The 24,800-nt window shown below is 61.5% G+C and carries 19 protein-coding genes; 12 read left to right on the forward strand and 7 right to left on the reverse strand.

Going from position 1 to position 24,800, the window contains the following annotated elements; genetic code table 11:
• Nucleotides 1–11: 11 nt before the first annotated feature.
• Nucleotides 12–374, reverse strand: coding sequence for a hypothetical protein (locus tag NAP1_RS07045; RefSeq protein WP_156777216.1), 363 nt, complete (start codon nucleotides 372–374; stop codon nucleotides 12–14).
• A gap of 848 nt (nucleotides 375–1,222) precedes the next feature.
• Between NAP1_RS07045 and NAP1_RS07050 the strand changes: the two genes are divergently transcribed.
• Nucleotides 1,223–2,581, forward strand: coding sequence for an ATP-binding protein (locus tag NAP1_RS07050; RefSeq protein WP_007164565.1), 1,359 nt, complete (start codon nucleotides 1,223–1,225; stop codon nucleotides 2,579–2,581).
• A gap of 331 nt (nucleotides 2,582–2,912) precedes the next feature.
• Here the strand turns inward: NAP1_RS07050 and uvrA are convergent, their stop codons facing one another.
• Nucleotides 2,913–5,837: an excinuclease ABC subunit UvrA gene (gene uvrA, locus NAP1_RS07055; RefSeq protein WP_007164566.1), complete on the reverse strand. Its 2,925-nt coding sequence runs from the start codon at nucleotides 5,835–5,837 to the stop codon at nucleotides 2,913–2,915.
• A gap of 313 nt (nucleotides 5,838–6,150) precedes the next feature.
• Here uvrA and NAP1_RS07065 point away from each other — a divergent pair, with 313 nt between their 5' ends.
• Nucleotides 6,151–6,513, forward strand: a complete 363-nt coding sequence (locus tag NAP1_RS07065) for a hypothetical protein (RefSeq protein WP_007164568.1) — start codon at nucleotides 6,151–6,153, stop codon at nucleotides 6,511–6,513.
• Nucleotides 6,514–6,526: 13 nt separating this feature from the next.
• Here NAP1_RS07065 and NAP1_RS07070 read toward each other — a convergent pair whose 3' ends face one another.
• Nucleotides 6,527–8,245 (reverse strand): toll/interleukin-1 receptor domain-containing protein, encoded by a 1,719-nt coding sequence (locus NAP1_RS07070; protein WP_162013473.1) that lies wholly within the window; start codon nucleotides 8,243–8,245, stop codon nucleotides 6,527–6,529.
• A gap of 482 nt (nucleotides 8,246–8,727) precedes the next feature.
• Here NAP1_RS07070 and NAP1_RS16645 point away from each other — a divergent pair, with 482 nt between their 5' ends.
• Complete coding sequence (locus tag NAP1_RS16645) at nucleotides 8,728–9,726, forward strand: lysozyme (protein ID WP_007164570.1); 999 nt, start codon at nucleotides 8,728–8,730, stop codon at nucleotides 9,724–9,726.
• A 30-nt stretch (nucleotides 9,727–9,756) separates the two neighbouring features.
• Here the strand turns inward: NAP1_RS16645 and NAP1_RS07080 are convergent, their stop codons facing one another.
• From NAP1_RS07080 to NAP1_RS07095, 4 genes are all read right to left on the reverse strand, one after another.
• Nucleotides 9,757–10,755 carry a hypothetical protein gene (locus NAP1_RS07080; RefSeq protein WP_007164571.1) on the reverse strand — a complete coding sequence of 333 codons (999 nt, stop codon included), beginning with the start codon at nucleotides 10,753–10,755 and terminating at the stop codon, nucleotides 9,757–9,759.
• A gap of 290 nt (nucleotides 10,756–11,045) precedes the next feature.
• Nucleotides 11,046–11,789, reverse strand: a complete 744-nt coding sequence (locus tag NAP1_RS07085) for an ABC transporter ATP-binding protein (protein WP_007164572.1) — start codon at nucleotides 11,787–11,789, stop codon at nucleotides 11,046–11,048.
• Nucleotides 11,789–12,778 (reverse strand): iron ABC transporter permease, encoded by a 990-nt coding sequence (locus NAP1_RS07090; protein ID WP_007164573.1) that lies wholly within the window; start codon nucleotides 12,776–12,778, stop codon nucleotides 11,789–11,791. Before NAP1_RS07090 ends, NAP1_RS07085 begins: the two co-directional genes overlap by 1 nt.
• The gene (locus NAP1_RS07095; protein ID WP_241761192.1) at nucleotides 12,775–13,653 is read right to left on the reverse strand and encodes an ABC transporter substrate-binding protein; all 879 of its coding nucleotides are present in this window, start codon (nucleotides 13,651–13,653) and stop codon (nucleotides 12,775–12,777) included. Before NAP1_RS07095 ends, NAP1_RS07090 begins: the two co-directional genes overlap by 4 nt.
• Before the next feature lie 115 nt (nucleotides 13,654–13,768).
• Between NAP1_RS07095 and NAP1_RS07100 the strand changes: the two genes are divergently transcribed.
• From NAP1_RS07100 to NAP1_RS07140, 9 genes are all read left to right on the forward strand, one after another.
• Nucleotides 13,769–14,968, forward strand: a complete 1,200-nt coding sequence (locus tag NAP1_RS07100) for a cell wall hydrolase (RefSeq protein ID WP_007164575.1) — start codon at nucleotides 13,769–13,771, stop codon at nucleotides 14,966–14,968.
• Between the two features lie 182 nt (nucleotides 14,969–15,150).
• Nucleotides 15,151–15,525: a hypothetical protein gene (locus tag NAP1_RS07105; protein ID WP_007164576.1), complete on the forward strand. Its 375-nt coding sequence runs from the start codon at nucleotides 15,151–15,153 to the stop codon at nucleotides 15,523–15,525.
• Between the two features lie 264 nt (nucleotides 15,526–15,789).
• Nucleotides 15,790–17,673 (forward strand): bifunctional diguanylate cyclase/phosphodiesterase, encoded by a 1,884-nt coding sequence (locus NAP1_RS07110; protein ID WP_241761243.1) that lies wholly within the window; start codon nucleotides 15,790–15,792, stop codon nucleotides 17,671–17,673.
• 272 nt (nucleotides 17,674–17,945) lie between these two features.
• The gene (gene mdh / locus NAP1_RS07115; protein ID WP_007164578.1) at nucleotides 17,946–18,908 is read left to right on the forward strand and encodes a malate dehydrogenase; all 963 of its coding nucleotides are present in this window, start codon (nucleotides 17,946–17,948) and stop codon (nucleotides 18,906–18,908) included.
• Nucleotides 18,901–19,389 carry a hypothetical protein gene (locus NAP1_RS07120; RefSeq protein ID WP_007164579.1) on the forward strand — a complete coding sequence of 163 codons (489 nt, stop codon included), beginning with the start codon at nucleotides 18,901–18,903 and terminating at the stop codon, nucleotides 19,387–19,389. The genes mdh and NAP1_RS07120 overlap by 8 nt, the downstream gene beginning before the upstream one ends.
• On the forward strand, nucleotides 19,390–20,280 hold the full coding sequence (gene sucD / locus NAP1_RS07125; protein WP_007164580.1) for a succinate--CoA ligase subunit alpha: 891 nt from the start codon (nucleotides 19,390–19,392) through the stop codon (nucleotides 20,278–20,280). It abuts the gene before it with no gap.
• 24 nt (nucleotides 20,281–20,304) lie between these two features.
• The gene (locus tag NAP1_RS07130; RefSeq protein WP_007164581.1) at nucleotides 20,305–23,136 is read left to right on the forward strand and encodes a 2-oxoglutarate dehydrogenase E1 component; all 2,832 of its coding nucleotides are present in this window, start codon (nucleotides 20,305–20,307) and stop codon (nucleotides 23,134–23,136) included.
• A gap of 34 nt (nucleotides 23,137–23,170) precedes the next feature.
• Nucleotides 23,171–24,397: a 2-oxoglutarate dehydrogenase complex dihydrolipoyllysine-residue succinyltransferase gene (odhB, locus tag NAP1_RS07135; RefSeq protein WP_007164582.1), complete on the forward strand. Its 1,227-nt coding sequence runs from the start codon at nucleotides 23,171–23,173 to the stop codon at nucleotides 24,395–24,397.
• Nucleotides 24,398–24,424: 27 nt separating this feature from the next.
• A complete protein-coding gene (locus tag NAP1_RS07140) occupies nucleotides 24,425–24,754 on the forward strand; it encodes a hypothetical protein (protein ID WP_007164583.1) in 330 nt (109 codons plus the stop codon).
• The last annotated feature ends 46 nt before the right edge of the window (nucleotides 24,755–24,800 follow it).

Raw genomic sequence — 24,800 nt, forward strand, 5'->3', positions numbered from 1 at the left:
GATCCTTGCGCTCAGCCCGCCTCGATCCCGAGATCAGCGGCACAGCGCAGCAAGGCGCGTTGCGTCTCGCTGCGACCGACCGTGCCGTTGGCGATCGGCTGTTCGGTCCCTTCGGCGATGCGCTCGTTGAGGCAGGTGCACATACTCGCCGCCTGTTCGCGGGTAATCGAAGGGTTGTCCTTCTCGGTGCGCGTGACGCACTGAGCGAAGACCCGCCCCTCGGCCCCGCCCCCGTAATCGCGCGGATCGGCAAGGTCGCTGCACCCGGCGGCAAGCATCAGCACCCCCGCGCCAAGCGCCATGCAGACAGCCCGGCGAGGCGATAGAGCAAGGACGCGCGCGTCCGGGCGACAGGGGTTCGATTTGAAAGCCATCACCCGCCCTACATCATTGCAGGGATTATGATAGCGCCCATGGCAGCAAGAGCGCCCGCAGAGCTTCGAGCCAGCGCGGGCCCCGTGCCCCCTCAACAACCCCGCAGAAACCGGAGAAGTGGACCGCATGTTACACGGTCCTGGGGGTAAAGTGGGTGGTGGTGGTTGGGCGCGTGTGGTGGTCTTGGGGCGAGGTAGCGGTGGTGGCGGTGAAAGGCGGGTGTTGGTCGATGGTGGGGGTGTGCATGGGGGAGAGAGTCCTTTCCTTGCGCACGCCATCCGGCGTGCGATTTCCTCGCTCACACGTCCTAAAGGCCGGGTGGCGCACGGCGCCGTCTTCGACTCCGCTGCGGGCGCCCGGTCGGGCTTGCGGCCCTGCGGGCCGTTGCGAATCTTTCAGTTAGCGGGTTTGTTGGGAGTAGGAAAATGCCATTCCCGCAGCCCCAACCGTCACCCCGGCCTCCGAGCCGGGCTCCAACTTACTTGCGCGTGGACAAGGCAAAAACTGGACCCCGGATAAAGTCCGAGGCGACGAATTCACAAAACGAGACGAGACACTCCCCAGAACGAGAAGCTTGTTGCGAGTGAGCCGAACGCCATTCTGTGTGCGACTTCATCGCTCACGCGGCCCGAAGGTCGGATCGCTACGGACACTTGGTGGGGTTTGCAGCCATGCGGGCCGTTTAGACTATTTGAGGCACGCATTTCCCGGGGGGAGCACGAAATTAGACTTGCGACGCACCAACCAGTCAATCTCGCACACAATCTTACCGCGGCAATACTCTCCGCACTTGCTGAAACCGGCCACGTCATCTTAAAGTATCTCTATTCCGGTTCGAGGAAAGTTAATGCGTCAACAAAGTGAGCGTCTAACCGCAAACCAAGTCTTCGGGGTCAAAAAAGCCTACGAGTTAATCAATTACATCGAACGAAGGGACGTCGATGATCTCTTCATCGACTCCCTGCAGAACGGAAAACACGTGTCTCTCTACGGTGCATCAAAAACCGGCAAGAGTTCGCTGATTGAGAGACACGTTGGGCGATCTGAGCGCCTTTACATTCAGTGTCTACACGCATGGACATACGAACAATTCATCGACGCTTTACTCAATGTTGCGTATGGCCGAACTGAACAAATCTCGGAAACAGAGGAAGAGCGCGTAAACGAAAAGAACGCGAGAGCCAATTTGGGCGCAAGCTCCGGAGACTTTAGAATTGATGTCGGAGGATCAAACAAAAAAACGCACACACAGATAATTCGAACAATCGATTCCCGGAAGTACGACTTACTCAACCCCGGAGACATGCTTCGTTTCTTCGAAGAACTTGGTTACGGTCGTGACCGGGGGTATGATGAAAACCTCTATATTGTTGTCGATGATTTTCATCAATTGTCAGAGCATGCACAGACAAAAATCGCCAACACCGCAAAGATGCTATTCGATAATGCGAATGTTGTATTCATCTGTGTAGGTATCTGGGCGGAAGAACAAAAGCTCGCCTCGCTTTGCACCGAATTGCTTGGAAGATGCGTTGAAATCAATTGCAATGTTTGGACAAAAACCGATCTCGTTGAGGTCGTCGAAAACGGAGCAGCAATGCTCAACTTGACTTTCCCTGACGGCTTCGCGGAATCTGTAGCCAAGGAATCATGCGGGAGCGTTTTTATCGTTCAAGAAGCTTGCTCCGAAGCATGCCGTCAAGTCGGAGTTTCGGACGCCCCTGCTGAACTTCTGAAGGTCACTCAAACCCTTAATGCCAGCACCATCGTTAGGCGAGTTGCTGACAGGCATTGCAACTTTACCGATTTCCACAACAAGTTGATGGGTTTCTGCAGAAAGGAACGGCAGATGCCCGCACTTTACATATATCGGCTCGTGCTCAAACTTTACGCAAGCAGCCGTGGCCTTTTTACCTCTAGGCAAATTCAATCCAAAATTGAATCCGACTTTCAAGATTATCGTTTCAATGATCTATTTGCGCGGGAAGCAATGCATACGTTGCGGGAGTTTCTATATTCACAGAATTTCACCTCTATAATCGATATTTACTCCGATAATCGCAATAAGTTCAAACTGTCTCTAGTCGACAAAACGTTCACGCTTTGGTTGAGAGGCAGAAAAAACGAACTTTTAGCTGATGTAGACGAGCGAATACACATTCATCAGCGGCTTTCACGGAGCGAGCGCGGGGTAAAGCTAGGTTAGAAAAAAATTCTGTCGAATTGCACACGAGCAAATTGATAAGATGAGTTTAGCCTGATTTTTGGCGACGTGCGGACAACCAACGCCGTGCGAATGGGAATCCTGCCGAAGAAATGAATCGATACATTACATAGAATAGCACTACACGGAGACGCCGAAGATGAGAACTTCCCACTGCCCTTCTTCTAAGCGTCCTTTTTCGGTCGAATACCTCTTTCGGATGAGATCCAGTTGACGACCGCGCGCCCTGTTTTCTGCAGCACATCCGCTCCGCGTAGTCTTTGGGGGCGCTTCGGGCGGGTTCGTCACCATCCCGGCGCTTACCTGCGCTTCCTTACTCCGCCGCTTCCTGCTGACGCTTGAGCATGGGCTGAAGGTACCGCCCAGTAAACGACCGCTCCACCTGCGCCACATCCTCCGGCGTGCCCTCCGCCACAATCTCGCCTCCGCGCACGCCGCCGTCCGGGCCGAGGTCCACGATCCAGTCGGCGGTCTTGATGACGTCGAGATTGTGCTCGATCACTACCACGCTGTTGCCCTGCTCCACCAACCGGTGCAGCACCTCCAACAACTTGCGCACGTCCTCGAAATGCAGGCCGGTGGTAGGCTCGTCGAGGATGTAGAGCGTTTGTCCGGTGGATCGCTTGGCAAGCTCCTTGGCGAGCTTCACGCGCTGTGCTTCGCCGCCTGACAGCGTCGTCGCCTGCTGGCCGACCTTGACGTAGCCAAGCCCCACCTCGTTCAGCATCCGCATCTTGTCGCGGATCGGGGGGACCGCCTTGAAGAACTCCTCCGCATCCTCGATCGTCATGTCGAGCACGTCGGCGATGGAATGCCCCTTGAACTTCACCTCCAGCGTCTCGCGATTGTAGCGCTTGCCGCCGCAGGTCTCGCACGTGACGTAGACGTCGGGGAGGAAGTGCATCTCGATCTTGATGAGGCCGTCGCCGGTGCATTGCTCGCACCGCCCGCCCTTGACGTTGAAGGAGAAGCGGCCCGGCTTGTACCCGCGCGCCTGGCTTTCGGGGAGGCCGGCGAACCAGTCGCGGATCTGGGTAAACGCGCCGGTATAGGTCGCGGGGTTGGAGCGCGGGGTGCGGCCGATGGGGGACTGGTCGATCTCGATCACCTTGTCGCAATATTCGAGGCCGGTGACCTTGTCGTGCTTGCCCGCAATGACGCGCGCGCCGTTCAATGTGCGCGCGGCGGAGGCGTAGAGTGTGTCGATGGTGAAGGACGACTTGCCAGACCCGCTGACCCCGGTGATGCAGGTGAAGGTGCCGAGCGGGATGGCGGCGGTCACGTCCTTCAGATTATTCGCTTTCGCCCCGTGGACGGTGAGCATGTGCCCGTTGCCGGGGCGCCGGGTTTGCGGGACCGCGATCTCGCGCCTGCCGGTGAGATAGTCAGCGGTGAGCGACTTCTTCGCGCGCATGATCTGCTTGAGCGTGCCTTGCGCCACCACCTCGCCCCCGCGCACCCCTGCGCCCGGGCCAAGGTCGACGATATGGTCGGCGGTGCGGATGGCGTCCTCGTCATGCTCGACCACGATCACCGTATTGCCGAGATCGCGCAGCCGCTTGAGCGTTTCGAGCAGCCGGTCATTGTCGCGCTGATGCAGGCCGATGGAAGGCTCGTCGAGGACGTAGAGCACGCCTGACAGGCCGCTGCCGATCTGCGAGGCGAGCCGGATGCGCTGGCTCTCCCCGCCTGAAAGCGTGCCGCTGGTGCGGTCGAGGTTGAGGTAGTCGAGCCCGACATTGTCGAGGAAGCCCAGCCGCTCGTTGATCTCCTTCAGGATCGGGCGGGCGATCTGGCCCTGCTGGTCGGTGAGGTGCCGATCGAGGTCAAGGAACCACGCCTTGGCATCCGCGACGCTCATGACCGTGGGTTCGGCAATATCCGTGGGGCCTTTGGCGCTCGGGATCTTCACCGCGAGCGCCTTTTCATTGAGGCGCTTGCCTCCGCAGGTCTCACACGGCTGGGCGGTCTGGAACTTGCCCAGCTCCTCCTGCATCCACGCGCTTTCGGTCTGCATCATCCGGCGGTTGAGGTTGCCGATGACGCCTTCAAACGCCTTGTTGACGGTGTACTGCTTGCGCCCGTCCTTGAAGGTGAGCGCAACCGGCATCCCGCCCGTGCCGTGAAGGATGATCATGCGCTGGTCAGGCTCAAGGTCCTTCCACGGCGTCGTGATCGTGAAGTCATACGCCTTCGCGAGGCTGGTGAGCACCTGCATGTAATAAGGCGACGGCGGGTTGGACTTGGCCCATGGCGCGATGGCGCCCTGTTTGAGAGTCAGCTCCTCGTTCGGGACCACGAGCTGCTCGTCAAACAGCTGCTTCTCGCCAATCCCGTCGCAGGTCGGGCACGCGCCCTGGGGGGAGTTGAACGAGAACAGGCGCGGCTCGATTTCCTCGATGGTGAAGCCGCTGACCGGGCAGGCGAACTTTTCGCTGAACACGATGCGGTTGGCAGTGAGCCCCGCGCCCTTCATCGCGCCGCCCTGATCCGCCTCATCCTCGCGCCCCGGCACCACGCCATCGGCGAGGTCCACATAGGCGAGGCCCTCGGCAAGTTTGAGCGCAGTCTCGAACGAGTCCGCAAGACGCGTCTCCAGCCCTTCCTTCACCGCCAGCCGGTCGACCACCACTTCGATGTCGTGCTTGAACTTCTTGTCGAGCGCAGGCGCTTCCTCAATCGGGTAAAGTTCCCCGTCGATCCGCACACGGGTGAAGCCCGCCTTCTGCCACTCGGCCATTTCCTTGCGATATTCGCCCTTTCGCCCACGCACGACCGGCGCGAGCAGGTAAAGCCGCGTGCCCTCTGGCAGAGCCATCACCCGGTCGACCATCTGCGACACGCTCTGCGCAGTGATCGGCTCTCCCGTCGCAGGCGAATACGGCACGCCAACCCTCGCCCACAAAAGGCGCATGTAGTCGTAAATCTCGGTCACGGTTGCCACGGTCGAGCGCGGGTTGCGGCTGGTAGTCTTCTGCTCGATCGAGATTGCAGGAGAGAGCCCGTCAATATGCTCGACATCGGGCTTCTGCATCATCTCCAGGAACTGGCGCGCATAGGCGCTGAGGCTCTCAACATAGCGCCGCTGCCCCTCGGCATAGATCGTGTCGAAGGCGAGGCTCGACTTGCCCGAACCCGACAGCCCCGTCACCACGATCAGGCTATCGCGCGGCAGGTCGATATCGACGCCTTTGAGGTTGTGCTCACGGGCACCACGGACGCTTATTTTTGTCAGCATGTGGCAGGCCAATGCTTTTGAATTTTCGTAAGGCTCATAAGGGGCGTTTGTTCCGCAAATGTTCGCTGATGTAAAGGGGGAGCGCAGAGCGCTGTGCCCGCTTGGGTGTGAGGTGGCGACGAGGCTTACCGATTACAACGCCCGAGGCGCGACTTGGTGCCGCCTTGCCACAATCGAATGCCGCATCGACGGGCCGACGCTGAGCGGCGGCGATCCGAGCGGCTCGGGTAAGGCTTTCTTCGGCTTTCGCGGTATGATCGTGGCTGGTGGAAAAACAACAACTTGATCGCTTCACATCGCGAAGGAACCCACCATGCGTATCGCCACCGCCTTCCCCGCCCCTCTGGCCGCAACCGCCGCTCTTGTGATCACCGCGCTAGCCGCAAGCGCACCCGCACCTGCATACGCCTGCTCCGATCCCGACGATTGCAAAGGCCTCTCACGCGAAGAACTCGCCCGCGACCGCGCCGAAATCCGCCGCCTCAACCGCGAGCAGCTGCGCTACGTCGAGCGCCGCGACGCCGAATATGCGCGCGGCTGGGAAGCCTACGACCGCCACGCGCAGGACATGGACGACTACGAGAGAAGCCGCGCCGACTACGAACGCCGCATGCGCGAATGGCGCGAAGCCGTGCGGCGGTGTCGCGGTGGGGATTGGCGGTATTGCGGGGGGTGAGTGGCGCGGCGGGCTAGAGTCCAAGCGCTTTGAAGAAGGCCTCGATAAGCTCTCTGCCCGCTTGCATCGCTTGTACCGCGGATGGTGAATCGGCAATCGTGGCCATCGCGCCGAGCGCATTCACGACCCCGAAGCCGATCCCACCAACATACATGAGGTAGCGCCGCTTGCTGCCCTGCTCCTTCGCGTCCGCGTCTAGGGCGCCCGCAGCGTGAGCAACGTCCTGCCCTTCCTTGATGACGTCCTCGATCAACTCATCGAGCGAAGACGTGGTTTTGCCCGCCTCCTGAAGCGGCTCGTGCATCGCGCGAAGCTTTTGCGTGATCTCCCGCACCGCTTCCGGATCAGCTTCCTCGACTGAAATCTCTGAGAGGGCGCGTTCCTCCAGATCGAGGCTCGGCAGTGCCGACATGCATTTCTTGTGCGCGGCAGTGAACTCCTCGAGCGTTTCACGCTGTCCCGGTGCAAACTCTGCGCTCGACATCGTTGAAAGACCGCCGGTCACGATGTTTACCAGCCGATCAAGCCCGCCCCAAGCCGATTTCGCGCCGCTTTCGCGAACCTCATCATGATAGCGCAAAAGCGCGCGGTCCATGTTGCTTGGGAGATTGTGCTTCGATGCGAAGATGACGTCGAGCACCAGCAAGAGCTCGCGCACGGCGGTTTCCAAAGCGCTTTCGCGCACCGGGACGTCGGTCAGGGGATTGGGCAGAGTGTCGAGCTTGCCCTCGGCGTTGGCAGCAATCTGCGGGCTGAGCAGACGTTCGACCGAGTCCGAAACGCTCTCCCTGGTCGGCGCAGGGGGTTCCCATTCGATCCACTCGCGAATGGCCTCTTCGCGATCGAACCCCGAGTACCGGGTGAGGTCGCGGTAATTGACCGTCTGCATCAACGGCTTGAGATCGCCGCCATCCAGCTTGAAGCCAACAATGCGCCGCTCGACCGAGGACGGGTCGAGGTTGTAATAGTAGTTCCACTCCGCATTGCAGTGGTCAGACGCAACGTAGCTTCTGGAATAGAGCGGAATGAGGCGGTCGGCGCGGTCCATTGCGTCGTTCATGGCATTGACGAAATTCGCCTGCGGGAAGTCGCGATATTGGACGATGTAGGATTTGCCCAGCTGGTCCAAGATCGCCGCAACTTCGCGCGCGTCGGTCTCGTCGGGCGAGGCGTAGGAGATGAAGAAGTCGACGCGCGGCTTGTCGTCGGATTTTCGTTTGCGTAAAGAGTCGACAAATGCCTTGATGTCGGCGTTTACCTCGGCGGGTTCGCGGGACCACCATTCGTTGTCCTGTTCGACGATCCAGCGAAAGAAGGTTTGGTCTGCTTCGTCGTCGAATTCGGCAAAGGCGTGGGAGAGGCCTTCGAGCCGCCCGTAGTACCACTCGCGCCAGATTTCGAAGCCATGCTCGCTGCGCGAAAGCCATCGAGCGGCAGCGCTCCAAATCTGCTGAAACCAATCGGGCCTCTGATTCCAGACCGATGAATGCATCAGCCTCAACGGGTCCATATTGTCCGCAAGCTGCGAACAGTCGCGGCTAGTCTCGTACCACAGGTAGCCGGAATAAGTCCGTAGAGGCGCTTGACTAGCTGAGAAAGCTGCGTCCGCTGCTGCTTGGGCATACGCCTTCTCAAAGGCTGCTGTGTACGCTGCATCGCTCGCACCGAAAAGCAACGAGACCGGGTCAGTCGGCGTTGCGACCGGCCCCCGGCGTGCCGCTACTTCCGCCATATCGCGCGCGAAGAAGGCAGCTTCTGCGGCAGAGTGAAACAACGCACCGCGAGTCAACGACACTATTGCGTGCACAACGCAGAGAGCCCTGAAAGTCGGTAGAGCTGCTGAAACCTGTGGTGACTCCGAAGTCCACTCGTCCGGTTCGAAAATCAAAGCCAGAGGTCTCAATACTGCTCGGAAGCCAATCACCTGCGCCCATTCACGCGGCTTGTCCTCAAGCCACGCGGCAAGCTCCCCCCTCGATGTGATCTCGACCGCCATCCCTTCCCTATCCGGCGACAGCTCTCACAAAGCAACCTCCAGCTTCCCACATCCCGTGTCTCAATCACGCTGAGCCGTGGATCGAACTTGCGGCCCTGTCTGTAACTAAAGTGAACACAACAACGACCTCGAACATTTCAGCGCGCAACCGCCGCGCCCAGGTCGTGCAGACATTTCGGGAAGGATCCGAAGCAGCGCCTCTTTGATGCCGCACTCACGTGCCGAGGCTCGCTCGCCGTCACGGAATTCGTGACGAAGCGCCCGGTCCTTTCCTTCGAAAGGACAGCTTTATCTTTAGTTCAACGCGCAACACACTTCTCACATCTGGTCCTGCGGGTCGCAAACCCGCTTTTTCGATCAACGCTGCCTCTGGCGGCGAAAAGGGGTCGCGGCTCACTTCGCCGGGCACGTCGCCTTTGACGCAGGCGCCCGATCTGCCTTCCGTCAAGAAGGCTGTACGGCGCAGTTTTGCGAAGTCGTTTCGCAAGCGTTGGAACGACCGGCGCGAGCGCAGCAGGCGCAGGCGCTCTGTCACTTACACGCCGCTTCAGAATGTTCGCCAGCGCGGCAAAAGGCGCAAGCGGACCGCGTTTGCGCTGGGCGTCAGTGCACTCGGGCTTTCAGGGACCTCTAACCTTGCATTGTCCGCTGATCCGATTGCGGCGGAGAACATGATGGGGGAGTTCGAGAGCGCGAATGAATTCGAACTTGTCGACCCGTCCGAGCGCCGCCATGCGAAGAAGCTCTCGGTAAGCGACCGGCTGATTGATGCGATGATCGAGGAAGAAGGCGTGCGCTATGATGTCTACCGCGATGTGGCGGGCTATCCAACGGTCGGCGTCGGGCACCTCGTATTGCCCAAAGACCGATTGAAGGTAGGCGATACCATCTCGCACAGACGCGCCCTCGCCTTTCTCGAAAAGGACCTCGCAAAGGCCGAAAAGGGCGTGCGAAAAATCGTCGGTGATCTTCCGCTCAACCAAAACGAATTCGACGCGCTTGTCGACCTTGTCTTCAATGTGGGCATTGGGACGGTCGGACCGGAGAAAAGCCCGAAGCTCAACGCAGCCATCGAAGCGGGCGACTATGAGGGCATCGCGGAAGAACTCGAATACCACCATGCGGCAAGCAGGGTCGCAAAAGGCCTTGTCTATCGCAGCGAGAGGCGCACCAACATCTTCCTGAATGCCGACTATTCCGATCCGCGCGAGGCCTGATCGCAAGTCGGGCAGCTGGTCGGGACGCGGCTAAAACAGCGTCTGTTTGATCGGCACCGTGAGCCCGGCCTGGCCAGCGATCATGGCGATCCATTCTTCGAGCTTTGCTATCTCATCCTCGACCACCGCGCTGCTCGTGGCCTTTGCGTCGCGGGCAGCTTTGGTCGCGTAATCCTCGCCGGTCTTGGCATCGCTGGCAAAGACGGGGCCGCTTGCGATTGCCTCGGCTTTTTGCTGAGTGATCGGAACTCCAGTGAAGGCTCCAATAGCTGCGAGTGTTTCGGCTGGCTCCTCACCAAAACGATCTCCGTCGAGGGTGCGCACGCGGTCGCCGAACCGGCTGGCCATCCCATGCATGAAACGCTGGTTCAGGAACCAAGCCAGCGCGCCCGCTTGCAGGTCAGTCATGGAGAACTGCTCTCGGCCATCCATGCCGAGGTCCATTCCGGCATAGCCCATCATCTCGAGGTACAACTGCCGAGCCCACCGACGCCCGAGCATCCCCTTGCGAACCACGGCAGCGAGGAAGGCTGGCAGCGGGTTGGTCATCACCACCGCCTTGGCCCCCGGCACCGCTTCCATGAGCGCGGGCGCGATGGCGTTGGCGTGGTTGGTCGGTTTGACGAACACCGCCTCTCCCTCACTCCAGCTGCGGCTTAGCAATGCCATGACCGGCGCGATTGCAGGCTTTGCCTGAGGCCCTGCGTTTACCAGGCTTGCGATGATTCCCGGCTCGCTGAGACCGGCGCTAATGCCGGGTTGTTCGAGCGCTCTTGCCAGCAGGGTCGAGCGACAGAACGCAGTGTGAAAGATGAAATGGAGCGGGCCTTGAGCGATTTGAGCCTGAGCCATCTCGGCCAATGGCACGCTTGCAACATCGCGCCCTTCCTCGCCGCCTACGTCTGCAAGAAAGCGCGATGCCGATAGTCGCTCACGCTCCAGCTTGATGAAGGTGATCGCCCCTGTTGCCGGATCGAGTGCGTGAGGGAGCCAGCGGGAATCTGAGAGAATCTGGTCGGAATTGGCCATTAAAACGGCTTAGTCGGCCTCGCAATCGGGAGCCAGCGAAACTCTTTATTTCGCTCCAAACCCGCAGAAAACCGGGGTTGGCGAAGGGGTACAGAAAATATGAAGTCGCCAAAATGGCGGCAATTGGTGATGAAGCAATCCTCTTTGTAGGTCTTTGCACTCCTGCCCTTCGGGTCGCGCCTTGGGCTTTTTGGATTGCAACAAACATTGAGATGCGGCGCACCCTAACCCGCCGCACCGGGTCGGTATGCGCAGGTCACCTGTGGTATTCAGCGGCACTGCACCTGCCGCTAAGGACGGCGAATGACCAGCGCATGCTGGCCCGGCTTACCCAACCAGTCAGCATCCACTCCCCACACGCGTTTGATTATCTCTTGCGTAAGGGCATCGGCTGGTGTGCCGGTGGCCACGCATTTGCCATCACTCAGAACGATGACGCGGTCGGCACAGTTCATTGCCACGGCAAGATCGTGGACCACGAGCACGACGCCAGAACCGCTATCGGCGATCTCGCGAAAGTGCTCGGTCAGCGCCTTTGCATGCGCAAGGTCAAGCGCGGCGAGCGGTTCATCGGCGAGCACCCACTCAGGCGTTCCAGCCAGCACTCGCGCCAGCAGAACGCGCGCCTTCTCCCCGCCTGACAGACGGCTCGCCGGGCGATGGCGCAAATCCTCAAGCGCGAGCATCGAAATGGCGGCTTCGACTTCATCGCGTCCGCGGTCGCCATGGGGGAGGCGGCCAAGCGCCACCAGCTGTTCGACCGCGACGTCCCAGGCGATGTCAGTGTCCTGCGGAAGATAGCCGAGCATGCGTGCCCGCTCTCGCGGCGGCAGTGCATGGATCGAGCGTCCATCAAGCGTCACAGCGCCACCCACCGGATCGAGCAGCCCTGCGAGCGCGAGGACGAGGCTCGACTTGCCAGCTCCGTTCGGCCCGACAATCGCGGTGATCTCACCGGCTGCAAACGCAGCGCTGACATCGCTCAAAACCCGGCGACCGCCGCGCTCAATGGAAAGGTTGTTTGCCTCCAGCATCACAGCCGCCCCTTGCGCATGCGGATGAGCAACCACAGGAAGAACGGCGCCCCGATGAGCGACAAGGCTATGCCGAGCCGAAGCTCGGTCACCAGCGGCAGGACGCGCACAACGCTGTCTGCCAGCAGCACCAGGCATGCCCCTGCAAGAGCGCTTGGAAGAAGGAGCGAGGATGGCAGGCGGTCGGTGAGCGGGCGCACGAGATGGGGCACGATTAATCCGACGAAACCGATAATTCCAGCTACCGCGACCCCTGACCCCACGGTGAGCGCCGTTCCCACCACCAGCAGGAAGAGCAGCCGCCTTGGGTCAACGCCGAGCGAACGTGCCGCCTCTTCGCCGAGCGTCAGCGCATCAAGGCTTCGCGATGCCAGCATCAGCACCGCGATCCCGGCAAGAGTAAGCGGCGCTGCGATCCAGACCTCCGCCCATGAGCGGTCGGTGATCGCGCCGTTGAGCCACATGACGATCTGGCTCATCGCAAAGGCGCTGGGCGCCATGGTGATAGCAAGCGCGGTGAGAGCGCCGGCAAGGCTGGCGATCATCAGACCGGCAAGCGTGAAGAGCGCGATCCCTCCGCCCGCGCCCGCGCGGCCATCGGACACGCTTCTACCCGCAATCGCGGCAAGCAGCGCCATCGCGAGAGCGGCTCCGGCCAGCGCAAAGACGGGAACGCCCCAGGAAGACGAGGCGAGCCCGAACCAGAAGCTCGCCACCGCGCCAAGCGCTGCCATGGGAGCAATGCCGAACAGGCCCGGATCGGCCAAAGGGTTGCGAAGATAGCCCTGCATCGCCGCGCCAGCCGCGCCAAGCCCCGCCCCGATGACAATCGCCAGCACAGCGCGCGGCAGGCGCAATTCCATCAGGATGAGCGCTGCGTTCGCCGTGCCTTCCGCACCGATTGGGCTGATCCAGACCCGCCCTGCGAGCAGAGAAATCGGCACAAGCACCACGAGCAGCGCTGCGAAGATGACGGCAGCGCGGTTCACTCGCTCGCCCCCTCAAGCTCTGCGCGAATATCGACAAGACGTTCGCGCGCCTGCGCAATCGAGGGGCCACCGCAATAGAACAGGTTCGGGTCAAAACGCGCGACATGGGTGCCCTCAAGCGAGCCAAGCACCGGATGCCCCTGCCCTGCCGCATCGCCCGCGATCAGAAGCAGGTCGGGCGGCTCGGTCAGCACCGCTTCGAGCGTCACGAAATCGGCCTGCCCCAACCCCTGCGCTGCGCTGTGGTTAGAGAAACCTGCCCAGCGCAGGTGCTCTGCCACCAGCGAGCTTTCGCCTGCCACGATCTGTCCAGCCTGCCACACCATGGCTGAGCCCGCATCGCCTTCCGGCTTGTCGACGCTGAAGCGGATTTGCTGCACCAACTCGTCACCCCTCGCTGGGTGCTCGGCAAGGTTGGAAATCTGGAAAATCTGATCGAAGCTCGCCTCGCTGCTGAAGGGGCTGTCGAAGGTCTCGACCCGCAATCCTGCGCGTTCGAGCGCGTTCAGCGTGGCAGGCGCAATGAAGCGGCTGGCAAGGACGATGTCCGGCGAAAGCGCGATGATCTCCTCAGCCGTCCCGCCCGTCACGCCAAAGCTGCGAGCGCGGTTCACATCCACCGAACTGGCTGCCGGATCGCGGCTGTAATGCGAGAGGGCAAGGATTTGCTCAGGCGCGGCCACTTCGACGAGGATTGCATCGAGGCACGGATTGAGGCTGACAAAGGTGGGGCCGATGTCATCGGATCGGCCGGCCTTGGCGGGCTGGCAGCCCGAAAGGACCGCGAGCGCACTTGCCGCGCCGAGCCAACGTGCCGCCCGATTGATCGCCGAAACTCCCATCCCTGCCAGCCGATAGGGCCGCGACGGGCTCACCACAAGCGCGCTGGCGCAGCGTTAACGAATTGATGGCCTGTGTCGCCTTTCGGGACGCCACCTGTCAGCACGCTCGTGAAAGCGCCTCACAATCGTTACGCGCTTGAGGCGCGCCATGAGTTTCCTTCGCAACCTTTCAGCCCACGTGGCCAAAACCGCCTCGCCGCAGGTGATCCGCCTGCCCGACGCGAGCGCGTCTGCGCCGCAGCCGCGAGCGCAGGGCGGCAATCTGCGCGCGCGGCTGATGGTCCTGCTCGCCGCAATCGCGGTGCCTGCCATGGCCGCACCCGGCGAATTCGGAGCGCTCGCGGGCAATGCTCCGACCGAGGCCGAGATGGTGAGCGCAAAGCTGTCTGCCGAGCTCAAAGCCAACCCCGCGATGCCGTTTGAGCGTCCCGGCCAAAGTTTCCCAGGCTCTGCGTTCTTCTTCCTTGCCGCGCCTTCAGCCGACGATGCGCTGATCGCTCTGCCAACAACAGACGCCTACGATACCGGCGCAGAGGCCGGACGCGAGCTGGGGCAGGTGATCGACGCTGGCCCCGCTGCGCAGCCATTCTTCAGCGTCGGAGGAGCAAGCCACCTGCGCGCTGCTGAATGTCTTGCGCAGGCGATCTGGTACGAAGCGGCGAGCGAAAGCGAAGCGGGACAGCGCGCCGTTGCGCAGGTCGTGCTGAACCGCGTCTCCCATCGCAGCTGGCCGGGAAGCGTGTGCGGCGTGGTCTATCAGGGCTCTCAGCGCAGGACCGGTTGCCAGTTCACCTTTACGTGCGATGGCAGCCTTTCGCGCCGCGCTGGCGGGCGGTCGTGGGACCGAGCAAAACAGATTGCTGACGAAGCGTTGGCGGGCAGCGTCTACGCGCCAGTTGGGCACGCGACGCATTACCACACGCTCTGGGTCAATCCTTACTGGGCGTCCAGCCTCGACCACATCGGCACGATCGGCGCACACCGCTTCTACCGCTCCAAAGGCGCGGCTGGCGCGAGCGGCGCATTCACCGCGCGCTATGCAGGTGAGGAACCGGGGGCCGCAAACCGGGCAAGAACGGCGCATATCGAGACCTTGCCAGCCTTGCCAAATCAAGGCGGTTTGGTGGCCAGTCCGCGCAGCGCAGCAGAGCCTTCTTCGCCGCCGGCAGCCTTTGCTGCACCGGAGCCCGTGCTTGCCGATCCCGCTTACGCAGGCGTCGGCCAGGTTCGCGACGACTATGCGAGCGCCGGGCAATGGAAGAGCGATGCCGCGCGCGCCGCGCTGGAGCAGGAACAGCGTTCGTTAGCGGGTGAGAACACCGCCGCTCCGCCCACTTCCCAGCGGTAAGAAGGCCAGCGGTTAGCCAGCCGGTTAACGCGGTCTCAACCTTAGCTCCACACCAAGCCTTAGCGCGTCAGGCTTATTGCGGCTGACATCGCTGAAACCCTTTTCTGCGCCCGACAGCAACGCCGCGCCTATATTGGCAGCGAATTGCACGCGGGCGCCAAAACGAGAGACCAAGACGCCCGATGTCCCTTCGCTTCGCACCCGCCAATCGCCTCGCTCACGCCCCAGCCTGCACTCCGATTGCCAAGGCTCTGGCGGTTCGTGCGCAAGAACGCGTGGCCAACGACAACAACCCGAAATCGGGAACCAAGGGGCCGGTGAAGCGCGCAAACGCTGGCGATCACAAACCGGCGAATGACCAGATGCTTCGTGCAGCCCTTAGGCACTTTGCGGAGCACGGCCTCGGCGCCGCGCGCCAGGCACGCGCACAGGCGGAAAAGGCATTCTTCGAGGGCGACCGCCAGGCGTATGACTGGTGGCTCGGCATCACCCGCACGCTCGACCGCAGGCTTGCGGCGGAAGCGGCCAATCTCGGACCGAATGGCGCGCTCAGCTAAGGCTTTGCCTCGCACGTCCCTATCGCCATCGAGCCGACCAGTTCCCCCTCCCCGGGTCCGCTCGATTTCCTGCGGCGGTAAACGATCGATTCAAATTGAATTCGAAGGTTTGCGTCCACCGAACGTGGATAAAGCCGCCGCCGCGTTAACCACCCCTTGACCTGTTTTGCGTAGGGCCAAACTGTTATGGGAGTGACCAGTGTAATAAGCCGCCTGAAAGGGCGGTTCGGCAGGCAAGAGTCGTCGGACCAATTGTCCGAACGCGTGCGCCGCTTGCTGGTCACGACACTTTACGCTCAACCTTCCAGCCTTGCGATTGGCGCGCTGTGCATCGTGTGCGCGGCATCGGTATCGGCATGGATTGCCGAAATGCCCGAACTTTACGTCGCAGCTGCAGTGCTGACCGTGATCGCGGCAGCGCGTGTCGCAGCGGCATTGGCGCTCGATGCCGAAGCCGATGGCAACAGCACCGCCACGCTTGAATTCGTTTACGAAATCGGCGCGTTCAGCTTCGCTCTCGCGCTTGGCTGCACCGCTGCATTCGTGATCGTAGACGGCAGCAGTGTGCAGGTCGAAGTGCTGATGGTGTGTAATGCGGTCGGCTATGGGATCGGGGTGAGCGCCCGCAATGCCGGTCGTCTGACGATCGCGATGGGCCAGCTTGGCCTCACCTGCGTTCCGATCGCGCTGGCAAGTTTCTGGACTGCGAAGCCGGGCTTCATCGCGCTGGGCATCACGATCCTTCTGCTGATCCCGGCGATGATCTCGATCTGCGGCAACATCTTCACGGTGTTGCGCGACTCGATTGCCTCTGCCGAAACCAGCGCGCGGCTGGCTGACAAGATGCAGGTCCTTGCTCGCACCGACGTGGTGACCGGCCTTGCGAACCGCGCCGGCCTCAATCACGCGATGGTCGAAACGATGATGGGCGTGAATGACGACAGCCGTCTGGCGCTGATCTGGGTCGACCTTGATCGCTTCAAGGAAGTGAACGACCTGCTCGGCCACCCGGTCGGCGACCGCGTTCTGACCGGCGTTGCCAAGCGATTGAAGGAAGTTTCGCCTGAAGGATCGACCGTCGCTCGCTTTGGCGGCGATGAGTTCATCATTTTCTGCCCGATCGTAAGCCGCCAGGACGCCGAACGCCTAGCGAGCGAAATCCATGCAGAGATCATGCGCCCGTTCCGCATCGACGGAGAACGCCTCGAAGTGCGCGCTTCGCTGGGCGTTTCGCTGCTGCCGGAGAACGGCAACGATGCCGACACGCTGATGCAGAGCGCAGACCTTGCGCTTTATCATGCAAAGGTCGGCGGACGCAGCCGGACATGTTTCTACGATTCCTCGATGTCGCGCGACCTCGCACGCCGCCGCGAGATCGAGGACGAGCTTCGCGCCGCAATCCAACGCGACGAGCTGTCGATCTACTTCCAGCCGATCGTCGATCTGGAAACAGGCCGCATCAAGACGTTCGAAGCGCTGGTTCGCTGGTTCCACCCGCACAAGGGCGAACTGCGGCCTGACGAATTCATTCCGGTGGCGGAAGAAACCGGCGTGATCGTGACGCTTGGCAACTGGATCACGGCGCAGGCCGCGCGCGTTGCTGCGACATGGCCCGATGACGTGACCGTCGCCGTCAATCTCTCACCGCTTCAGATCCGCGCTCCGGGCGCGGCTTTGGGTATCAAGAGCGCGCTTCGTGAAGCAGGGCTCGACCCGCGGCGTCTTGAACTCGAAGTCACCGAGAGCCTCTTCATCGAAGACAACCACTCGACCGCTGCCTTCATCGAGGAACTGTCGGAAATCGGCGTGCGCTTTGCTCTCGACGATTTCGGTACGGGGTATTCCTCGCTCGGCTACATCAACACCTTCCCGTTCTCGAAGATCAAGGTCGACCGTTCCTTTGTCTCGGGCGCGCAGGTTGGCCGCAAGAGCGATGCGATCATCCGCGCCGTGGCCGAAATGGGAACGACGCTTGGCATGGACATCGTCGCCGAAGGTCTGGAGACGATCGACCAGGTGCAGGTTGTCCGCGATGCGGGCTGCAACCTTGGCCAGGGCTACTACTTCAGCCGCGCCGTGCCCGACTATCTTGCCGCCATGCTGCTGGCACAGGAACGCGAGCAGGACGGCCGCCGCGCGACCGCCTGATCCGAAGCGTTCGCTGAGCGCATTACCTTTATCCCACTAAGCATGATTTGCACCGTCTTGTGCGGGGCGCGGAAATCTCGCAATCGCTGCACTTAATGCAATTGCGAACTATTTGCGAAGATAGTTGGCAAATGCGACCTTTTGACGGTTGCAATCGCCCTTTCCCGGGCCTACCCCGCCGCCAGAAGCGGGTGCCCGGCCATTTGGGACGAAAGCCGGGCTATTAAGCCTCGCTTGGATTATTCGTCCCGAAGATTTTGGGAAGGATACACATGGCCCGCAAGAAGATCGCGCTTATCGGCTCCGGCATGATTGGCGGCACGCTCGCCCACCTCGCAGCGAAAAAAGAAATGGGCGACATCGTCCTCTTCGACATCGCCGAAGGTATGCCGCAGGGCAAGGCGCTGGACCTTAGCCAGTGCGGCCCGATCGAAGGCTTTGACGCCAAGATCACTGGATCGAACGACTATGCTGACATTGCCGGTTCCGACGTCGTGATCGTCACGGCGGGCGTCCCGCGCAAGCCCGGCATGAGCCGCGACGATCTGCTCGGCATCAACCTCAAGGTGATGAAGGCTGTTGGCGAAGGCATCAAGAACAACTGCCCCGACGCTTTTGTGATCTGCATCACAAACCCATTGGACGCGATGGTGTGGGCGCTGCGTGAATTCTCGGGCCTTCCCCACAACAAGGTGGTCGGCATGGCCGGCGTTCTCGACAGCGCGCGCTTTGCGACCTTCCTTGCATGGGAATTCGATTGCTCGGTCAAGGACGTCAACGCCTTCGTCCTCGGTGGCCACGGCGACACGATGGTTCCGGTCAAGAGCTACACCACGATCAACGGTATCCCGGTTGACGACTACGCCAAGATCAAGGGCGTTCCGGCAGAGCGTCTCGACGAAATCGTTGACCGCACCCGCAAGGGCGGCGGCGAGATCGTCGGCCTGCTCGGCAACGGCTCGGCCTATTACGCTCCCGCCACCAGCGCGATCAGCATGGCCGAAGCCTATCTGGGTGACCAGAAGCGCATCCTGCCGTGTGCCTCCTACGTCGAAGGCAAGTACGGCCTCGACGGGCTTTATGTTGGCGTCCCGACCGTGATCGGCGCGGGCGGCACCGAGGAAGTGGTCGAGATCGAACTGTCGGACGAGGAAAAGTCCAACCTCAAGGTTTCGACCGACGCGGTCGAAGAACTGCTCGAAGCGTGTAAGGGGCTGGATAGCAGCCTTGCTTAAGCGCGCATCGATCTTTCTGGGTTCCGCGGCCTTGCTCGCTGCGCCGGCTTCGGCGCAGCTTCGCGAGGCCGCGCTCCCGGAGATTTTCGAAAGCTACAACGATTGCTTCGCGGCAACCGAAAGCGGCTCGATTTCCACGTCCTCGCTCGAAGATCTTGGCTGGGCGCGCGCGACAATGCGCGACGGCGACGGCAACACGGTCGAAGATGGCCCCATCATCTACGGCCACGGCGAGCGTGCCCCGATCATCATTCTGAGCGATCTCAGCGGTGACGGCATCTGCATGGTCAACGCCCGCATCGAGAGCTTCGACACCTACGAAGAATTCAAGGCTGCCTTTGGCGGCAAGCTTCCAGACGCGAACGAAAAAGGCGAAATCCTGTTCAGTGCCCAAGGGCACATCGTTCAGATCGCCCCCACAGGATCACGTGAAGCCCCGGCCATGCGACTGGTCGTGGGAACCCGAACGGAGAACAATTGAATGTCCATCCTCGTAAACAAAGATACAAAGGTCATCACGCAAGGGATGACCGGCAACACCGGCACTTTCCACACGCAGCAGGCTCTCGATTACGGGACCAAGATGGTTGCGGGTGTGACGCCGGGCAAAGGCGGCACGGAACATATCGGCCTGCCGCAGTTCAACACCGTGCGCGAAGCCAAGGAAGCCACCGGCGCGACCGCTTCGTGCATCTACGTGCCGCCGCCCTTTGCAGCGGACGCGATCTGCGAAGCCATCGATGCCGAGATGGAGCTCATCATCTGCATCACCGAGGGTATTCCCGTGCTCGACATGGTCCGCGCCAAGGCAGCGCTGACCGGCTCCAAGTCGCGCCTGATCGGCCCGAACTGCCCCGGCGTGCTGACCCCTGAAGAGTGCAAAATCGGCATCATGCCGGGCTCGATCTTCAAGAAGGGCAGCGTCGGCGTTGTCTCGCGCTCGGGCACGCTCACTTACGAAGCCGTGCACCAGACCACGCAGGTTGGCCTCGGCCAGACCACGGCTGTCGGCATCGGCGGCGACCCTGTGAACGGCACCAACTTCATCGACGTGCTCGACCTCTTCCTCGACGATCCGGAAACCAAGTCGATCATCATGATCGGCGAAATCGGCGGATCGGCTGAAGAAGAAGCCGCAGAATTCATCAAGCAGGAAGCCGCCAAAGGCCGTTCGAAGCCGACCGTCGGCTTCATCGCAGGCCGCACCGCGCCTCCGGGCCGCCGCATGGGCCACGCTGGCGCCATCGTCTCGGGTGGTCAGGGCGGCGCTGACGACAAGATCGCGGCGATGGAAGATGCGGGCATCCGTGTTTCGCCTTCGCCCTCGGAACTCGGCACTACTCTCGACGCTATGCTGAAAGAAATGGCGTAACCCTACCCTCCCCGGAGAACCCTCATGGGCGAAGAACCGCAAAACTTTCTCCCCGAAATGACCGACCAGGAAGGCCCGCAGCCGGGCCCTTCCTGGGGCAATCCCAAGTGGCTTGCCGAGGTAGCGGACGCAGACGCGGACCTGGCGAGCGCCATGGACCCGACGCAGATGCTGCTCGGGGCGAAGGAGGCGGTCGGCAAGGCTGCGAAAGCGGCTGGCAAGGCGGCTGACCCAGCCTCGATCGAGAAGGCGGCCAGCCTTTCGATCGCGGCGATGACGCTTGTGAGGCTCTACCGTGTTCGCGGACACCTCGCTGCGCAGCTCGACCCACTGGGCACGTCTACCAAGCGAAGCGAGACACCACCCGACCTTACGCTCGAATTCCATGGCCTTGCGGGCAAGGAGAACGAGGAAGTCTATGTCGGCGGCGTGCTGGGCATGGAGTGGACGACCGTGGGCGCGCTGTATGAGCGGCTGCGCGTTGTGTATTGCGGCAAGGTCGGCCTCGAATACATGCACATCGCCGACACCGAAGAGCGGCGCTTCCTGCAGGACAAGTTCGAAAGCCCGGGCGACACGATCCAGTTCTCGCCTGAAGGCAAGAAGGCGATCCTCGCCGCCGTTCTTCGCGGCGAGCAGTACGAGGAATTCCTCGGCAAGAAATATGTCGGCACCAAGCGCTTTGGCCTTGATGGCGGCGAATCCATGATCCCGGCACTGGAAGCTGTCATCAAGCATGGCGGCAGCGCGGGCGTGCGCGAGATCATTTACGGCATGGCCCACCGCGGGCGATTGAACGTCCTCGCGAACGTGATGGAAAAGCCTTACAAGGTAATCTTCCACGAATTTTCGGGCGGATCGGCCAACCCCGAAGATGTCGGCGGATCGGGCGATGTGAAATATCACCTAGGCACCAGCACCGACCGCGAATTTGACGGCATCAGCGTTCACATGAGCCTGGTCCCCAACCCCTCGCACCTCGAAACGGTGAACCCCGTCGTGCTCGGCAAGACCCGCGCGCAGCAGGCTATCCGCGACGATCTTTCGAAGAAGGAACAGGTGCTCCCCGTGCTGATCCACGGCGATGCGGCCTTTGCGGGGCAAGGCGTTGTCTGGGAAAGCCTCTCGCTTTCGGGCGTGCCGGGTTACGACACCGGCGGCTGCCTGCACTTCATCATCAACAACCAGATCGGCTTCACCACTTCGCCGATGTTCGCGCGTTCCTCGCCTTATCCGAGCGACGTGGCGAAGGGCGTGATGGCGCCAATCCTGCACGTCAACGGCGACGATCCCGAAGCGGTGACTTTCGCATGCAAGCTCGCGGTCGAATACCGCCAGCGCTTCCACCGCGACGTCGTGATCGACATGTGGTGCTATCGACGCTTCGGCCACAACGAAGGTGACGAGCCCAAGTTCACCCAGCCGATCATGTATGACGTGATCTCGAAGCACCCCAAGGTCAGCCGCGTTTACGAAGAGCGCCTGATTGCCGAAGGCGTGATCGATGACGGCGACCGTCAGAAAATGGCTGACGAATTCGTCTCTCATCTCGAAGACGAGTTTGAAGCCGCAAAGAGCTACAAGCCGAACGAGGCCGACTGGTTTGGCGGGCGCTGGGCGGGTCTGCACCGCCCTGCCGACGACGAGACCGCGCGGCGCAACGTCGACACCGCAATCGAGCGCAAGATGTTCGATTCGCTTGGCCGCACGCTCACCGAAGTGCCCGACGATGTGAACATCCACCGCACCCTTGGCCGCGTGCTCAAGGCGAAGGGGCAGATGTTCGAGACCGGCGAAGGCTTCGACTGGGCCACCGCCGAAGCGCTCGCTTTCGGAAGCCTCGTGATGGAAGGCTACAACGTGCGCCTGTCGGGCCAGGACTCGGGCCGCGGTACGTTTTCGCAGCGCCACGCTGTCTGGGTCGACCAGAAGGACGAGAACAAATACGTGCCCTTGAACACCCTGCCGCACGGCAAGTTCGAAGTGCACGATTCCACGCTGTCGGAATATGGCGTGCTCGGCTTCGAGTATGGCTATGCGATGGCCGATCCCAAAACGCTGACGCTCTGGGAAGCGCAGTTTGGCGACTTTGCCAACGGCGCGCAGATCATGATCGACCAGTATATCGCGTCAGGCGAGGTAAAGTGGCTTCGCGCCAACGGCCTCGTGATGCTGCTGCCGCACGGATATGAGGGACAGGGGCCGGAGCACTCCTCGGCGCGCCTCGAACGCTTCCTGCAATTGTGCGCGAGCGACAATATCCAGGTCTGCAACATCACCACGCCGGCAAATTACTTCCACGTGCTCCGGCGCCAGATGCTCAGGTCTTTCCGCAAGCCGCTTGTCATCATGTCGCCGAAGTCGCTTCTGCGTCACCCGATGGCGAAAAGCCCGCGCGAGGAATTCCTTGGCGACTGGCAGTTCAAGCGGATCAAGTCGGATCCCTCGATGGAACCGGCAACGGCTGACGACAAGAAGATCAAGCGCCTCGTCCTGTGCTCGGGCAAGGTCGCCTATGACCTCATCGAGAAACGCGACGCGGAAAAACTGAAAGACGTCTCGATCGTGCGGATCGAGCAGCTTTATCCCTTCCCCGGCGACCCGCTCGCCGTGCGTCTGAAGCGCATGACCAACCTCGAAGAGGTCATCTGGTGTCAGGAAGAGCCCAAGAACAACGGTTCCTGGTTCTTCGTCCAGAACCAGATCGAGGACGCTCTCACCGCGGCAGGCCACGAGGGCAAGCGCCCGCAATATGCCGGACGCGAGGCAGCTGCATCGCCCGCAACCGGCCTCGCCAAGCGGCACGTCGAACAACAAGAGAAGCTGGTCGCCGACGCGCTCGGCCTCACCAAGTAATTCGCCAAGACAAGAAACTCGAGGATCACGAGAAATGGCTACTGAAATCACTGTCCCTCAGCTCGGGGAATCGGTCACCGAAGGCTCGATCGGCGAATGGCTCAAGCAGCCGGGCGACGCGGTCGCGGTCGATGAGCCGATTGCGAGCCTCGAAACCGACAAGGTCGCGGTCGACGTGCCCTCGCCTGTGGCTGGCGTGCTCTCCGAACACCGCGCCGAGGTAGGCGACACGGTCGAAGTTGGCGCTGTCATCGCGGTGATCGAAGAAGGCGCAACCGGCGCTGCGACCAAGGGTGAAGAGCCCGCGCGCGCTCAGGAAAAGCGCGAGGAAGGCGAAGAGAAGCGTGAAGACCAAGAGGTCACTCAGACGCTCTCGCCAGCCGTTCGCCGCGCCGTGCTCGAACACGGGGTCGATCCCTCGACCATCAAGGGCACCGGCAAGGATGGCCGCCTGACCAAGGAAGACGTGATCGCTGCTGCGAAAGCCAAGGGCGACAGTCCCGCGCCTTCGCCTACGCCCACCCCTGCTCCGGCACCGACCGCGACAGCCACCGGTGAAGGCCGCAACGAAGAGCGCGTCAAAATGACCCGCATGCGCCAGACCATCGCCAAGCGTCTGAAGGGTGCGCAGGACAACGCCGCGCTGCTCACCACCTTCAACGATGTCGATATGACCGCCGTCATCGAAGCGCGCACCAAGTACAAGGACCTGTTCGCCAAGAAGCACGACATCCGCCTTGGCTTCATGGGCTTCTTCGCGAAAGCCGCCTGCCTTGCGTTGAAGGACGTGCCGAGCGTCAACGCTTACATCGAGGGCGACGAGATCGTGTACCACGACTATGTCGACATCTCGGTTGCGGTCTCGGCTCCCAACGGCCTTGTCGTTCCGGTCGTGCGCGACTGCGACAAGAAGGGCTTTGCCCAAATCGAGAAGGACATCGCCGACTATGGCAAGCGCGCCAAGGACGGCACGCTCACCATGGCCGACATGACCGGCGGCACCTTCACGATTTCCAACGGCGGCGTGTTCGGCTCGCTCATGTCGACCCCGATCATCAACCCGCCGCAGAGCGCCGTCCTCGGCCTTCACCGAATCGAAGACCGTCCGGTTGCGATCAATGGCGAGGTCAAGATTCGTCCGATGATGTATATCGCGCTTTCCTACGACCACCGCCTGATCGACGGGCGCGAGGCTGTGACTGCGCTCAAGATCATCAAGGAAGCGATCGAAGACCCGACCCGGATGCTGATCGACCTGTAATCCGACCCTCCTTTAAGGATCCTACCCATGCGCGCTTTTGCCCTGATTTCGCTTCCCGTCGCCGCTCTCGCATTGACCGCGTGCGATGCGGCAACCGAAATGGCAGGCGACGCGATCAAGGACCAGATCCGCACCGAGGTGGTTTCGCAATGCGAGCAGATTGCCCAGGACAATGGGATCACTTCGGAGAACGTCACGCCTGCATGCGAATGCGCTGCGGACAGGCTGGCCGAAGATGCTTCGGACGCGTCGCTCGATATCAACCGCGAGACGATCGAGGAACTCCTGCGCACTTGCAGCGCGAGCGCGGCTGGCGAGGCTGACGCTGCGCCTGCGGAAGCACCGCCCGCAAGCTGACGCAGCGAAGCGGCTCTTTGGTTGCGCACCGCACCGTGAGCGGAAG

The organism is Erythrobacter sp. NAP1 (genome assembly GCF_000152865.1).
GTDB lineage: Bacteria > Pseudomonadota > Alphaproteobacteria > Sphingomonadales > Sphingomonadaceae > Erythrobacter.

Bases quoted from the DNA above. Each gene is read 5' to 3' on its own strand.
- NAP1_RS07065 (WP_007164568.1), top strand. From the start codon at position 6,151: ATGCGTATCGCCACCGCCTTCCCCGCCCCTCTGGCCGCAACCGCCGCT.
- NAP1_RS07085 (WP_007164572.1), bottom strand. From the start codon at position 11,789: ATGCTGGAGGCAAACAACCTTTCCATTGAGCGCGGCGGTCGCCGGGTT.
- NAP1_RS07130 (WP_007164581.1), top strand. From the start codon at position 20,305: ATGGGCGAAGAACCGCAAAACTTTCTCCCCGAAATGACCGACCAGGAA.
- odhB (WP_007164582.1), top strand. From the start codon at position 23,171: ATGGCTACTGAAATCACTGTCCCTCAGCTCGGGGAATCGGTCACCGAA.
- mdh (WP_007164578.1), top strand. From the start codon at position 17,946: ATGGCCCGCAAGAAGATCGCGCTTATCGGCTCCGGCATGATTGGCGGC.
- NAP1_RS07080 (WP_007164571.1), bottom strand. From the start codon at position 10,755: ATGGCCAATTCCGACCAGATTCTCTCAGATTCCCGCTGGCTCCCTCAC.
- NAP1_RS07045 (WP_156777216.1), bottom strand. From the start codon at position 374: ATGGCTTTCAAATCGAACCCCTGTCGCCCGGACGCGCGCGTCCTTGCT.
- uvrA (WP_007164566.1), bottom strand. From the start codon at position 5,837: ATGCTGACAAAAATAAGCGTCCGTGGTGCCCGTGAGCACAACCTCAAA.
- sucD (WP_007164580.1), top strand. From the start codon at position 19,390: ATGTCCATCCTCGTAAACAAAGATACAAAGGTCATCACGCAAGGGATG.
- NAP1_RS07140 (WP_007164583.1), top strand. From the start codon at position 24,425: ATGCGCGCTTTTGCCCTGATTTCGCTTCCCGTCGCCGCTCTCGCATTG.
- NAP1_RS07070 (WP_162013473.1), bottom strand. From the start codon at position 8,245: ATGGCGGAAGTAGCGGCACGCCGGGGGCCGGTCGCAACGCCGACTGAC.
- NAP1_RS07105 (WP_007164576.1), top strand. From the start codon at position 15,151: ATGTCCCTTCGCTTCGCACCCGCCAATCGCCTCGCTCACGCCCCAGCC.
- NAP1_RS07050 (WP_007164565.1), top strand. From the start codon at position 1,223: ATGCGTCAACAAAGTGAGCGTCTAACCGCAAACCAAGTCTTCGGGGTC.
- NAP1_RS07100 (WP_007164575.1), top strand. From the start codon at position 13,769: ATGAGTTTCCTTCGCAACCTTTCAGCCCACGTGGCCAAAACCGCCTCG.